The sequence below is a fragment of the Phormidesmis sp. 146-12 genome (assembly GCF_052939495.1).
In genome coordinates, this window is the sequence record NZ_JBJPHS010000075.1 from 20,078 (window position 1) to 33,219 (window position 13,142).

General features: G+C 49.3%; 13 protein-coding genes. 9 read left to right on the forward strand and 4 right to left on the reverse strand.

Annotation, left to right across the window (positions count from 1 at the left end; translation table 11 throughout):
- The first annotated feature begins 62 nt into the window (after positions 1-62).
- The 4 genes from cobA (at position 63) to ACKFKF_RS25035 (ending at position 3,726) form a co-directional block, all read left to right on the forward strand.
- Positions 63-866, forward strand: a complete 804-nt coding sequence (gene cobA, locus ACKFKF_RS25020) for a uroporphyrinogen-III C-methyltransferase (RefSeq protein ID WP_446870170.1) — start codon at positions 63-65, stop codon at positions 864-866.
- A gap of 326 nt (positions 867-1,192) precedes the next feature.
- On the forward strand, positions 1,193-1,735 hold the full coding sequence (locus ACKFKF_RS25025) for a DoxX family protein (protein WP_446870171.1): 543 nt from the start codon (positions 1,193-1,195) through the stop codon (positions 1,733-1,735).
- 444 nt (positions 1,736-2,179) lie between these two features.
- Positions 2,180-3,451, forward strand: a complete 1,272-nt coding sequence (locus ACKFKF_RS25030; protein ID WP_446870172.1) for a DEAD/DEAH box helicase — start codon at positions 2,180-2,182, stop codon at positions 3,449-3,451.
- Positions 3,452-3,498: 47 nt separating this feature from the next.
- The gene (locus ACKFKF_RS25035; RefSeq protein WP_446862065.1) at positions 3,499-3,726 is read left to right on the forward strand and encodes a hypothetical protein; all 228 of its coding nucleotides are present in this window, start codon (positions 3,499-3,501) and stop codon (positions 3,724-3,726) included.
- Positions 3,727-3,786: 60 nt separating this feature from the next.
- Here ACKFKF_RS25035 and ACKFKF_RS25040 read toward each other — a convergent pair whose 3' ends face one another.
- A complete protein-coding gene (locus ACKFKF_RS25040; protein WP_446870173.1) occupies positions 3,787-4,992 on the reverse strand; it encodes a glutathione S-transferase family protein in 1,206 nt (401 codons plus the stop codon).
- A gap of 282 nt (positions 4,993-5,274) precedes the next feature.
- On the opposite strand from ACKFKF_RS25040, the gene ACKFKF_RS25045 reads away from it, so the two are divergent.
- On the forward strand, positions 5,275-5,469 hold the full coding sequence (locus tag ACKFKF_RS25045) for a zinc ribbon domain-containing protein (protein WP_446870179.1): 195 nt from the start codon (positions 5,275-5,277) through the stop codon (positions 5,467-5,469).
- 39 nt (positions 5,470-5,508) lie between these two features.
- On the opposite strand, the gene ACKFKF_RS25050 is transcribed toward ACKFKF_RS25045, so the two are convergent.
- On the reverse strand, positions 5,509-7,440 hold the full coding sequence (locus ACKFKF_RS25050; RefSeq protein WP_446870174.1) for a S9 family peptidase: 1,932 nt from the start codon (positions 7,438-7,440) through the stop codon (positions 5,509-5,511).
- A gap of 224 nt (positions 7,441-7,664) precedes the next feature.
- Between ACKFKF_RS25050 and ACKFKF_RS25055 the strand changes: the two genes are divergently transcribed.
- Positions 7,665-7,970 (forward strand): RNA recognition motif domain-containing protein, encoded by a 306-nt coding sequence (locus ACKFKF_RS25055; protein ID WP_446870180.1) that lies wholly within the window; start codon positions 7,665-7,667, stop codon positions 7,968-7,970.
- A 173-nt stretch (positions 7,971-8,143) separates the two neighbouring features.
- Complete coding sequence (locus ACKFKF_RS25060) at positions 8,144-8,449, forward strand: hypothetical protein (protein WP_446862061.1); 306 nt, start codon at positions 8,144-8,146, stop codon at positions 8,447-8,449.
- A 13-nt stretch (positions 8,450-8,462) separates the two neighbouring features.
- On the opposite strand, the gene ACKFKF_RS25065 is transcribed toward ACKFKF_RS25060, so the two are convergent.
- Positions 8,463-9,595 (reverse strand): IS630 family transposase gene (locus ACKFKF_RS25065; protein WP_446870175.1). Its coding sequence is split into 2 segments (ribosomal slippage): positions 8,463-9,163 and positions 9,163-9,595, totalling 1,134 coding nucleotides; the frame shifts between segments, so codons are not numbered across the junction.
- Between the two features lie 452 nt (positions 9,596-10,047).
- The gene (locus ACKFKF_RS25070; protein ID WP_446870176.1) at positions 10,048-11,199 is read right to left on the reverse strand and encodes an acetamidase/formamidase family protein; all 1,152 of its coding nucleotides are present in this window, start codon (positions 11,197-11,199) and stop codon (positions 10,048-10,050) included.
- Positions 11,200-11,419: 220 nt separating this feature from the next.
- Between ACKFKF_RS25070 and ACKFKF_RS25075 the strand changes: the two genes are divergently transcribed.
- Positions 11,420-11,941 carry a hypothetical protein gene (locus ACKFKF_RS25075; RefSeq protein WP_446870177.1) on the forward strand — a complete coding sequence of 174 codons (522 nt, stop codon included), beginning with the start codon at positions 11,420-11,422 and terminating at the stop codon, positions 11,939-11,941.
- 340 nt (positions 11,942-12,281) lie between these two features.
- Positions 12,282-12,581 (forward strand): hypothetical protein, encoded by a 300-nt coding sequence (locus tag ACKFKF_RS25080; RefSeq protein ID WP_446870178.1) that lies wholly within the window; start codon positions 12,282-12,284, stop codon positions 12,579-12,581.
- Positions 12,582-13,142: the final 561 nt, after the last annotated feature.

The window sequence follows — 13,142 nt, forward strand, 5'->3', positions numbered from 1 at the left end:
AATCCGTTGCTGCTCAAAACGAACTGGTTCCATCCCCATTCCCTCGCAACTTGCCCGACTCCATGACCTCAAACATGATTGATTCTGTCTCAACTTCTCAACCTGCGTGCCTCGGTAAAGTGTATCTCGTTGGCGCAGGGCCGGGCGATCCAGGCTTATTGACGCTCAAAGGCAAGACCCTGCTAGAGTGTGCCGACGTGGTGGTTTTCGATGCGCTGGTGAGTGAGCCGATTTTGGCGATGATCAATCCACAAGCCGAGCAGATCAGCGCAGGAAAGCGTCGCGGTCGTCACTCAATGGTGCAGGATGAAATTACCCAGGTGTTGATTGAGAAGGCTCAGACGGCGGCGATCGTCGTGCGTCTCAAGGGCGGCGATCCGTTTGTGTTTGGGCGGGGTGGCGAAGAAATGATCGATCTGGTGCAGGCGGGCGTTCCCGTTGAGGTGATTCCCGGTGTGACTTCTGGAATTGCGGCCCCAGCCTATGCGGGCATTCCGCTTACCCATCGATCGTACAGTTCGTCAGTTACCTTTGTGACGGGACATGAAGAAGCTGGAAAGTACCGTCCCGCTGTCAATTGGCAAGCGATCGCCCACGGTTCAGAAACGATCATCATTTACATGGGCATTCACAATTTGCCTTATATTACCGCTCAACTTGATCAAGCCGGGCTGAGTTCACAAACGCCGATCGCCCTCGTCCGCTGGGGAACCCGTCCCGAACAACAAGAACTCATTGGCACGCTAGAAACGATCGTCGCTCAAGTCGAGGCCGCTCAATTTGGGGCACCTGCGATCGCCATCATTGGCAACGTCGTCAATCTACACGAACTTCTCTCAGGCTGTCGTCCCACTTTTGCCCTCTAATCGTCCTAATCGAACTTTGAATCAACTAAAGCTCCTGAGCGATCGGGGCTTCTTTTTTAGCATTGCCCAATCCGCTACAACGTTGAGTTTGAATGTCCAGAAGTCCCTTAGAATTGGCAACTTGGCAGGCAGAAGATCTAAACACCGAAGCAAAAGAACTTCATCCAATCAGCGTTTCTAAGCACTTAATCAGACGATCTAGAAGAGTTGTACGACAGGCACATAGATTTTGTTAAGACTACGCTGAAAATCACAACATTTGTTTATATTTATTAATAAGTTGTGTTAAGATTATTAATATAAATAAAATTTCTCTCCCTTCAATCATGGCAATTACCGCACTCCTTACCAAACTTCTCAAACCCAGTGTCACCTCTGGCATCTGGACTCAATCGACCTGGGCCATTCTCCGCCTCGTCGCGGGTGTCATGATGGTTCACAACGGCTTAGACAAACTGGGCGATATCCAAAGTTTTTCTCAGGCTTACGTCGAGGTGATCGGTCTGCCATTTCCGATCTTCTTTAGCTACGTAGCAGCCTTTACCGAATTGTTTGCTGCACCCTTATTGGCGATCGGGCTTCTTGCGCGTCCCGCAGCACTCGGATTGTTTAGCACGATGTGCGTCGCGATCTACCACCACATTCTTGTCGCGGGTCTCAATCTGCCTTACTTAGAGCTATCTGCCGTCTATGCAGCCTGCTTCTTGCTGTTTGCCGTCAATGGTGGCGGTCTGTTTTCGACCGATGCGCTGATTGTCAACTGGCTCGACACCACTGCTTTGTCGTCACAAGCCAAGCAGGTGATGGGTCTGGAGAAGGCTTTCCAGGCTGTCAGTTCTGAAAAGGAGTCTGTGACTATCAATCGATAGGCTGACCCGTCTCCCTCTAAACCTAGCTACAGTAATGCAAACAGGCCTTGGAATCAGTTCCGAGGCTTTTTTTATAACGAGTGAACCTCTTAACTAATGACAAAAAATCTAAGTGCCCTGGAAGAAATTTACACTAAAGAACAAAGCCTTGAGAATACGATCGAGAATAACTTTTATATGAAGTCATGACAGCCGCAATCATGCTAAAAGCAACCTTAATTCACACAAAAAGGAATGCTAAAATCTAAAAGTCGGACTATTCTTAACCACTCTACAATCAAATAAGCGCGAGATTAGCGGCACGATCGCTCACCGTCTGTTAAGATGCAAGACTGCGGTATTCGCTTTCAGTCTTCGTACCGTCTGTCTCAACTTACTACTTCAATCCGTCTGCCAAAGACTGGTGCTACGCATGGCGACAGACCGATACTATCCTGGAGCCTTATGTCTTTTTCTACGCTCGGTCTGTCCGATGAAATTGTCCGTGCGGTTAGCGATCGCGGCTACACTCAGCCGACCCCCATTCAACTCCAAGCCATTCCAGCGGTGCTTGCGGGGAGCGATCTTTTAGCAGGCGCACAAACCGGAACAGGCAAAACGGCGGGCTTCACTCTACCCGTCTTACACCGACTTTCTCACCAGGGCACTCGCAGCAATTCTCCAGGACGATCGCCCATTCGATCGCTGATTCTCACCCCGACTCGTGAGCTTGCGGCCCAGGTCGAAGAAAGCGTGCGGGACTATGGCAAATATCTCAACTTGACCTCATTGGTGGTGTTTGGCGGTGTCAACATTACCCCACAAATTCGACGATTGAGAAGTCGAGTCGATATTCTGGTCGCCACTCCAGGACGACTGCTCGATCACGTCCAGCAGGGAACAGTGGATCTGTCACAGGTTGAAATTTTGGTTTTGGATGAAGCCGATCGCATGTTAGACATGGGCTTTATTCGTGACATTCGCCGCATTCTCTCACTCTTGCCCAAACAGCGGCAAAATTTGCTTTTCTCAGCCACCTTTTCACCCGAAATCAAAGCGTTTGCGGCGACGCTGCTGACTCGTCCGGCGATGATTCAAGTTACTAACAATGAAGCGACTCCGGATGCCGTAACTCAGCGAATTTATCCCGTCGATCGCGAACGAAAGCGCGCCCTATTAGCGCATCTGATCAAACGCAATAACTGGTATCAGGTGTTGGTGTTTACTCGCACAAAACATGGTGCCGATCGTCTGGTCAAACAGTTAGCTCAAGACGACATCCAGGCAATGGCGATTCATGGCAACAAAAGTCAGGCCGCTCGGACTCGTGCCCTGGCCAAATTTAAAGAAGGCAGTTTGCAGGTGTTGGTAGCGACCGACATCGCAGCGCGGGGGTTGGATATCAGCGATTTGCCCCACGTCGTCAATTTTGAGTTGCCCAACGTGCCCGAAGACTACGTACATCGAATTGGTCGAACAGGTCGCGCTGGGGCCCTCGGTGAAGCCATTTCGCTCGTCTGCGTCGATGAACACAAACTATTGGTCGGCATTGAGAAACTCCTTCAGCGATCGCTTCCTCAAGAAGTCATTGCCACGTTTGAGCCTGATCCCCGCGTCCAGCCTGAGCCAATCCAAAACGGACAAAATCGAGGGCGATCCAGTCAATCGATTCCGTCTGGTAGAAAGGCGACTGGAAATGCTCACAACCGTCCCAAAGCGCCTTCTCGACGAGGCTAAACCAGACTGATTTGCTTATCTTTCAACTCTTTATTCAGGCTTACAAAATGTCAGATCATTTTACAGACGAACGGATTTCAGGCACGATCGTGAATGGGGCTGGGGGACGATTGCTGCTCGATTCAGAGGGCGAAGGCTTTCCGATTCACTTTGTCGATATTGACAGCATGAAACTTCAAGTGGGCGATCGCATCTCAGGCAGCCTGTTTGTCTACAATACTTTGACCGCTGGATTCAATGGCTATGTCTATCCTGGCTCGATCAAGCGATTGTAAACCGCTGCGGGAGACTTACGGTGAGACGGTTCGACACTGAGGAATCATATCGAATTGACCTTAACTTCGGGCAAAATTGGCCGGGTCTTGGTCGCGGCGGTGTTGAGTCGGGAGCGGATCACTCTGACGATCGCCCACCAATGCAGCCGTTTTCTCTAAAGCTTCGCGCAGGCGCTTGGCAGCATAGATCGACATGTCACGGGGCACATTGATGCGATCGCGCAAATAACGCAGCGCCAGATCAGACCCCGATGGCGGCATACAAACTTCACCCGTCATCAAATGAGTCAACGCACACCGCAGCGCCACCTCAATCAGAGCATCATCCGCAGGATTAACTCGAATAATATTGTCGCGATGCTGAATCACTCGCTGAAGTGCCTCCGTCCGAGAGGTTTTTGGCTCTGGATAAGTCACATCAGGCAAGCCATCCCACGGGCCACAATCTACTCGTGTCTGATTGAGTCGCGTCTGGGGTTGGTCATTTTCCCAGCAACCTCCCATTTGGGGCGGTAGGTCATGCACATGGGTATGAAAGTCGCTCTGAGTGCCCCGATAGGTGGGTCGGCCTTCCATTGCGTCAAACCAGCTTGACAAATGCGGGTTGTCTTCTCGCAGAGAGTAGCCTTTGTAGTAGTAAAGACTGGCATTCATCCGCTCGACATAGGGCGTAAAGATCACGTCAGCCGTACCAAACTCATCAAGAAAGTAAGGGCCGGAGGTACGATCGAGCGCTTCTTCGACCTGACCCACGACGCTGACAAACTGATCGCGACTGCGTTGTTCTTCTCGTGGCGACCCGACCCGACGGCAAAGCCAACCACACCACGCCCGAAACAGCAGTCTCTCTAACCCTCTCAGCGGCAAAACGTCAGGGTCTTTCATGCCTTTGTTTAACACGCCAAACACCTGTTCTAGTGCGATCAAAATGTCGTCGCTTTCGGTGATGATTCGGCCGTCTAGCTCGATCGCAGGCAGCATTCCCGATGGCACTTTGCGCTTATACCAGCTTTCTTTTTGGCCATAACAGAACATCGTCACCTTTTCGATGCGATAAGGAATCTGTTTTTCTTCGAGCCAGAGCCAGATTTTTTGGCAATAGGGACACCAGGCGTGATTGTCTCGGTAAAGGGTCACCCGCACATCAGATTCGGTTTGACCAAAAAGGCGAAGTCGAGCTTGGGCGTTGGTGTCACCGTTGACGCGATCGAGTTGCCAATCTGTGAGGGCGGCGAGTTGTGTCCAACTGAGGGGAGCGATCGTCATAGGAATGGGTAGCTTTGTTTTTTGTTAGCTCATCTACCATTCTGACGGGTTTTGTCCAAGGATTTTTTGATTTTAAGCTGCGGCAGTTCAGGGTTTGTGACATCTATCTGTGTTGAGTCGATCACAAATAGACTTCCTGCCCGATTAAGGTTAGCTTCGCAAGTGCCTTCGGCAACGCGGCTATCAGAACAAAGTCCCCCTCCGTGGACTAACGGTTAAAATCGCCTCTTTAGTGTGCGAAGGCACCCTTTGTTCTTGTAGCCCCGACTTTAGTCGGAGGGCATCTATGATTCGTGTTGTGGTTTTAAGTGGGGCAAGCTGGATCTAAAAGTTCGGTCGGTTCGATGTCTCAATTGTGGCACTGAACACGACCGGGACGAAAATGCAGCAAATATCAACAAAGTCGAGATAGGGCATTGCCACGACTCTATACGGACGCAGAGACAACGTAACTACTTCGGTAGCATCAGTCGGTGAAGCGTCAAGAATTACCGCTCCTTTAGGACAGTGAGCATATCAAAGATTGTCGATCGTCACCGCTTCAATGTGTTCTGCGGGATAAAACTTAAACACACGAGAGTAGAAGTAAAACTCTCCATCTAGCGCTCGTTTAATATTCTCGGCTTTGCGGAAACCGTGTTGTTCTCCTTCAAATAAGACGTAGGCAACTGGAATGCCTTTTTGACGCAGCGCATTCACCATCATTTCGGCTTGATTGGGCGGCACAATTTTGTCTTCGTCACCTTGAAAAAAGATCACGGGGCAAGCTAATCGATCGACGGCGCTAATGGGCGATCGCTGATCATACAAATCTTTCCGTTCTGGATATGGGCCGATCAAACTATCCAAATAGCGCGACTCAAACTTGTGAGTGTCTTCTGCCAACGCTTTCAGATCGCTCACCCCGTAGTAGCTGGCTCCCGCCTTAAACGTGTCCCGAAACGTCAGCGCACAAAGTGTCGTGTATCCGCCCGCACTGCCCCCCGCAATCACTAGACGATCGCCATCGACTTTGCCCTGTTCTGCCAGATACTTTGCTCCATTGGCACAATCATTCACATCGACGATGCCCCATTGACCGTTGAGACGCTGACGATACGATCGCCCATATCCCGTACTCCCGCCATAGTTAACATCGAGAACCGCAAATCCGCGACTTGTCCAGTATTGAATGCCCAGATTAAATGAAGCAGAGGTTGCAGCCGTCGGGCCGCCGTGACTCTTGACCAGCATCGGAGGACGTTCCCCATTCGGTGCGATAAAGTCCTGATTTTTGGGCGCATAGTAAAGAGCATGAGCCGTCAAACCGTTGTCTGTAGGAAACTCGATCGCCGCTGGCACCGAAAGATAACCCGCATTCATCGACAACTCGCTGGCTCGACGCAGTACGGTCAATGCTTGATTTGCCAGATTGAGATGAACGATCGCCCCCGGCGCAGTAGACGATCCGCCAATAAACGCCGCCTGACCTTCTGAGACCTGCAATCCCGTAATACTGGTGTAGGGAGTCGCGATTGGCTCCAGTTTGTGAGTCGTCAAATCCAAACGAGCGAGGTGACTCATGCCCTGTTGACTGTACGTGCAAATAATCTGTTGATCTGACGCAAACCCATAGGTAGCCATGCCAAACACCCACTGCGGCAAGCCAAACTCCGCCTCCATCGGACAGAGCGGTTGAATGTCATCAACTTGGTAGCGGTAGAGATTCCACCAGCCTGTACGATCGCTGACAAAATACAGCACGCCATCAGGTGACCACTCAGGCTGAAAAATGGATTCCTCCGTCCCGCCTGCAATCTGTTGAGGAGCCTCTAACGTGCCGTCTGCTCGCACTTGAGCCACCCACAACGCTGTGCCATCCCAGGGCATGTTCGGGTGATTCCAACTAATCCAGGCAAGCTGAGAACCATCGGGACTGAGCCGCGGCGAGGCGTAAAAATCTTGCCCACTGGTGAGAATGGTTTGTTCTGCTTCGAGAGTTTCTAAAGGAATGCTCACCAAGGTGTTGACAGCTTCGCGATCGGCGACTGTATGATCTTCTCGCACACAAATCAAACGGTTGCGAGCACGATCGAGAATTACATCTGCGTATCGCAAAGACAATGCAGGCGTTAATGGCGTTGCCTCACTACCCACAATCTGACGATAAAGCCTTTGGTCAGAAAAGTTAGAAAAATAAACCACCCCGTCGATCACTGTAAAGGCTGCGCCTCCATACTCATGCACACGAGTTCGAGCGTTGAAGGGCGGCGGCGTGACATCGGTGGCGGTCTCATCTAAGTGCTGAATGATCACATTTCTTCCGCCTTCGGTCGGGCGTGACTCACTCCAATAAATGGCCTCGCCATCGAGCTTTACCTGTCCCAGACCGATCGTTCCTGCAACAATCAAATCGGACGTGATCGGCGACTTCCAAGATCCATAGGGGGACGTTTGGGGGACAGTCATAAACTTCTCCTTAATGTTTTGTTATCTTCCAGACTCTATTTTACGGACTTAGCCACCCTTATCTAGGGATTATCTGGGGCATCCACATTTTAGAGAATTGCATTTGGTGATTTGTGTTAATCTTGAGGAGGGTATTAAATTCGGCTGGTCAGTTTGTTTTTGCTAACAGGCATCTCTCCGAATCTAACGTCTCTGCAATTTCTGGTTCTGGAGAATTTCTTCTAATGTCGATTTATGTTGGTAACCTTTCCTACGAGGTTACACAAGAAGACCTGACTGCTATCTTCGCGGAATACGGTACAGTCAAGCGGGTTCAGCTTCCTACCGATCGTGAAACAGGTCGGATGCGTGGCTTTGGTTTCGTCGAGATGGACACCGATGCCGAAGAGTCAGCGGCGATCGAAGCCCTTGACGGTGCCGAATGGATGGGTCGTGACCTGCGCGTCAACAAAGCCAAGCCCCGTGAAGACAACCGTGGCGGTGGTGGTAATCGAGGCGGCGGCCGTGGCAGCTTTTCGCAACGTTACTAAGCGAGTGCAGCCTTAAAGCTGAGTTCTAGACCTTGAACTTGAGGAGATTAAAATCCAATAGTCCAGGGTCTATCAGTTTTGGAAGGCGATCGTGATCAAATTGTGATCAAACAGTGTTTACCCTTGCCCCAGTTCACACAGCTGAGGCGAGGGTTATTTTTTTGGATTGTGCTATGAGAGTCAGGCTACAAGACGAAATTCTCTACATCCATCACGAAGATGTTCCGCCCTTCAAGAAAGGAGGATCTGTGGTGCGAAATAGCTATTTTTGGGCGCTGCGATCGATTGCCGCCCGATCAAACCGCGGCAAAGATTGGGAATACGAGTCTGAAGTTTGGTTTGCGCTACAAAGAATGCTGCTTTCGTTTATGGAGTCAGGCTATTTAGGACTTTCTGAAACGCAGTTAGAATTCCCGATCGACACCTCTGAGATTCCTGCGGTACTGCGATCGGTTTCAACCTGGCAGTCTGATGGGTAGTGGTCTGTCAAGATTATACTGAGGGATAAAGCCGCTTGAGTTTAATCCGAGCATCTTGAGTGGTGAAGCGCCAGTCCACTGCATGACCCTGAGCATTACGTGCCTGCTCCCAAGACGCAATCTCTTGGGTCAGAGTGAGTTTGTCTGGAATGCGCCGATCTAAACATTGACGCGATAGAACACTGAGTTCTATTTCTGCCATATCTAACCAACTGCCATGCTTGGGCGTGTAGTGGAACTCTAATTGGTTAAGAATCCGCCGAGCTTCTGGCGCGGGGAAGGCTTTGTAAAGAGATGCCGGGACATGCGTATTGAGATTATCCTGCACGACTCGAATTTTGACCGCATCGGGGAAGCAGTGATCCACGAGATATTTCATTTGCTGGGCATAATCAAGCTGAGTGCGCTGGTCGGTGACGTCGACATGTCGCCAGCCTATCAGAGGCGCGAAAAACATGAAGAGATTAGCCGTGCCGTTGCGTTCATACTGATAGTCATAGCGAGGAGGTTTTCCAGGCTCGACAGGTTGCGGAATCTGAGTTTCGCTGATTAATTGTTTGGAGCTTTCGTCGAAGCACACTAAAGGATAGCGAGGGTCTTCTCGGCTGGTGTAGAGCTGCAACACTTCCTCCATCTGACACACAAATTCAGCGTTGGCTTCCGGCGGAATCACCCAGCATTCTTTTAACCAAGGCTTAAGTTCATTTTTTTTAGCGTTTGGCGCCCGGTTTCATGAGAAATCTGTTCGACCTCGCCGACTTCCACCAGGCGATCTGCCAGGAGCCGCAACGTCCATCGAGCTTGTCCAGCAGGGGCTGAACTACAAGCGATGGCAATCAGATGCGCTTCTTGCTCCCCATCTAAACAACGACTGCGAGACCGATGCCGAGGGCGCGGCTTCAAGCACGCTTCTAGGCTTTCTTCCACAAATCGCTCTCTCACTCGCTCAATGGTGGACACGCTGATCTCAAGCGCATCTCGGATCGCTTCATCTTTCCAGCCGCCATTGGGTTGATTGATGTCTGCTTTGAGCAAGATCCGAGCATGGTTAACGGCAGCGACTGACGCTTTTCCAGTGGTGGTAAAGTGTTCTAGAAACTGCCGTTCTTCAGCTTTGAGGGAAACGATGTATTTCTTTTGAGGCATGATCATTTCAACCTAGGACTTCATCCCCTGATTATCCCTCAATCTAACTTTGACAGACCAGTAGTACCAAATTGATCTTTGAGTGCTACAGATCTTCTTGGAGAGCAACCTAAATTTGCCACTTGTGGGGGACTTCAAGCCAAAGCAGTCTCAGATTCTCAAAGTCCCCCAGACTGGGGGATTTAGGGGGCGAAGGATCTGTCGCATTCACAAATTGATTGAGTATGAGACTACAATTTCGAGACTAACTAGGAGACTAACCAGGATGATGGAAGCGATCATTTGCACTATACAAGCTGGTTACTAAATGCAAGCTGGTTACTAAATCTATGAGAATTTGATCTAGTTCTCTTGCTTCGATGTTTAGAGCTTCTGCCCCCAAGCTGCCAATTCTGGAGAACTTTAAGACCAAGCGCAAACTCTTTTTTAGGTTGCAGAGTAGCAATCTTTGCTTACCGTTTCTTTTCTAATCCCTTGAAGGCTTGTTTGGGAATGACTGCATGAATTCCTTTCACAATATCTACGACTTGCGACACCTCAAAATCAATGGCAGCGCTTGCGTACAGTAGTGCATCTGGCTTGGTTAATCCATATTGCTCATTCACGATACGCAGATATTCTCGCACCGATTTCTTCATCGCTTCATCAAGATCTTTGTCCAGTCCCATTGCATACCAGGCTTCTTTGGTTTCGCCCATTGGAGTAGACAACTTCATATCTTTGTGAACGACTAATTCAAAGGTGGGTGTAAGAGAACACTCGATCGCCGTCAGCGCAACTTCACCATTTCCTTGGGCACAATGCGGATCGCCCGAATAAAATAGAGCGCCAGGAACCTGGACAGGGATATAAAAGCTCGAACCTCGTCCCAGGTATTTCACATCTACATTGCCCCCATACACGCCCGGAGGAACTGAATTTACTGCGTCAGCCGGATTCGCCGGAACGACTCCCATAAGTCCCATAAAAGGCTTGAGAGGAATGTTCATCACCGGAAGCTGGTTGCTGGGTTGAAAGATCCCGATTTCTCGTTTGGCATCGATCGGAATCACCTTAGTATAAATCGGGGCACTATTCTCAGGATATTCTCCGGGCAGCGCACCCCGGTTGTGACGACTAGAAATCACGCCATAGGGAGAACGGTACTCAATGGCGATCGTTTTGACCTCTAACACATCTCCAGGCTGCGCCCCTTCTACAAAAATAGGGCCAGTGATCACATGCGGCCCAGGGCCAGTTTTCTTCACCGATGCTTTGGTTCTCAGTTGGTCAGGGAGAACTTGATTTTTAGAAATTCCCCCTTGAGCTAGAAACTCAACCGTGTCGCCCTGATCCGCTAAAATTGCCTCGTGAGAGATGGTTTGCAGAATGACACGATCGCCCGACTTTACACTTAGAATTGGCTTGCTGTTGGGTTTAAAGAGTTCTCCCCAGATCAGGTTTTCAGGCGTTGAGAGAACTTGATGGGTCTTGCCGATGGCGGCGATCGCAGGTAATCCAATGACTGTTACCCATACAAAAACAACTCCCAAACCTAGCCCAATCATGCCCCACCAGCGTTGTAAGCTCTTTTGTCTTAAACGTTCCGTCAGAATATGGTTCACTAAAGTCCTCACAGGTGCTTGAATGCTTTAAACCATCTAAGCAATCTTGAAAAAAAACTGTGAGATTTCTTACCTTTTGCTCACCTATTCCCTTTCGTTATCGTTTGGTCAAATGTCGCTACTATTAAAGTCAAGCATTGGGATTAAGCTTAGAAAAACTTTGAAATTCACTTCTGACGAACGTTTTAGCGATTTCGATCACTGTTTCTCAATCAGTCTTATGAAGGTTCAAACTACAGGTTGGTTGACAATCATTCTTTTACTCTTGGCTCTTAGCGGTTGCGCTGAAAACACAGAACTCATTCCACAAACTCGCTGTAATCGTGCAGTCGCGATCGCAACTCAAACCTGGGAAGTAGACTACTACATCAGCAAAACCAGTGGTGATATGAACACCCAGCGCACTCACGCATTTCAAAGCAATACAATCACTAACCTCAACGGAGAAAAACCTGCGAATGCGGCCACTGGCCCAGACGACAATGGAATCTGGTGGGCTGCTCTGCCTCCCCGCCCGACTGCCGACGAAGTGGATCAACATCGAGAAACTCAAGAACGCAATGACCCGCCGATGTTGCAGCGATCGGTCGATTACCAATTGCGCTGTGAGACAGGAATGCTGTTGACGGATGCTCAAACCTATCGAGAAGCCGCTAGAGCGATTCGTTTGAGACAATCAGTGAGCGTAACCCACCTCTGGAATCGTGTAATGAAAGTCAAAAATGAAAGTCAAAGCACCTGAGACAAAAACTTAGCGATCGCTTTAGTCGGCTAAACAGACAACTGGCGCTACCTGGAAGCAAAACTGTATTAGCTTGTTGAAGTAGAAAGCTGCTGGAGATGCGAGGATTAATGCTCAGTGGATTGGTGCTCAGTAGACAATCTTCAATATGTGGGAATAATAGCCACCAAAGGAGCTGATGTGCCTACTCGATCGGGTCAAATGGTCGATCTGATTGAGTGTCCTATCCGTGACTTAAAATTAGACCTTTAAAGACATTGAAAGCTTGGCTGAGTAAAGCTTTCAATTAGTTGAGTAAAGGCTAGTTTCAAATTATGTTGAGTAGACTTATAACGGAGGTTTGTCCACGTCCTTGGTTGTCATCAACAGCATTGTATCGATCGTAGGAACCGTTGTGGGAGTGCTATTTGCTGGCGGAAGCATCATCAGCATCGCTAATATGACGAACATGACACTTGCATGGCGTGGGTGGCTTGTAAGATTTGCCCTACTGGTTCCTATTGCATTTGTGGTATCAGGGGTTGGGGTGTGGCTGGCGAATGCTCAAGGGGCTAATCAGGTTGCTGTTGGCTTAGTTGCATTGCCGTGGCTCTATGCTGCTGGTTTTGTCTTTCTCATGGTTGCGTCTTTCGAGAAGTGACATTTTAAATAGCAATATCTTGAACTATGGCAGCTTTAAATCAGTTGTAAGAATCTACAAATGGTGTTAGTTATTAGTTCTTAGCCTCACAATTTATCACTAACCACTTATCACCAACCACTTATCACAGAATCCTCACAACTCAAATAGAATTAGTAGATTGCAAATTGAGATTACTTTATTGATTGCCGAATTTCGATCCCCCTAAATCTCCCTTCAAAGGGGACTTTGCATCAAAAAGGCTAACTTTGCATCCGGTTTCCTCCCTTTTGAGAGCTACCGTGCACACACAACTCACAAATCGCTTCGTTTCAGTCGGCTTCAGCCCCCTAAATTCTCCACCAGTGAGAGACTTTGAACCCCTGAGAAGTTTCTTTGCATTCTAGAAGCACTCTCTTTCTCAAGGTTCCCCAGGATGGGGCTTTAGGGGGCGAAGCATCTCGGCGATGACACTAAACAGATGACATTACCGGGTGAATGCGTAGAGCAAGCGTCTTTCAAGCGGGGGGGCGCATCTATTGGTTGTGGGTAATAGTCAGGCGAAAGGGGGTGGTCAGCGAA

Excerpts from the sequence above, each read along its gene's own strand:
- cobA (WP_446870170.1), top strand. The coding sequence starts at position 63 with ATGACCTCAAACATGATTGATTCTGTCTCAACTTCTCAACCTGCGTGC.
- ACKFKF_RS25025 (WP_446870171.1), top strand. The coding sequence starts at position 1,193 with ATGGCAATTACCGCACTCCTTACCAAACTTCTCAAACCCAGTGTCACC.
- ACKFKF_RS25030 (WP_446870172.1), top strand. The coding sequence starts at position 2,180 with ATGTCTTTTTCTACGCTCGGTCTGTCCGATGAAATTGTCCGTGCGGTT.
- ACKFKF_RS25035 (WP_446862065.1), top strand. The coding sequence starts at position 3,499 with ATGTCAGATCATTTTACAGACGAACGGATTTCAGGCACGATCGTGAAT.
- ACKFKF_RS25040 (WP_446870173.1), bottom strand. The coding sequence starts at position 4,992 with ATGACGATCGCTCCCCTCAGTTGGACACAACTCGCCGCCCTCACAGAT.
- ACKFKF_RS25050 (WP_446870174.1), bottom strand. The coding sequence starts at position 7,440 with ATGACTGTCCCCCAAACGTCCCCCTATGGATCTTGGAAGTCGCCGATC.
- ACKFKF_RS25055 (WP_446870180.1), top strand. The coding sequence starts at position 7,665 with ATGTCGATTTATGTTGGTAACCTTTCCTACGAGGTTACACAAGAAGAC.
- ACKFKF_RS25060 (WP_446862061.1), top strand. The coding sequence starts at position 8,144 with ATGAGAGTCAGGCTACAAGACGAAATTCTCTACATCCATCACGAAGAT.
- ACKFKF_RS25075 (WP_446870177.1), top strand. The coding sequence starts at position 11,420 with ATGAAGGTTCAAACTACAGGTTGGTTGACAATCATTCTTTTACTCTTG.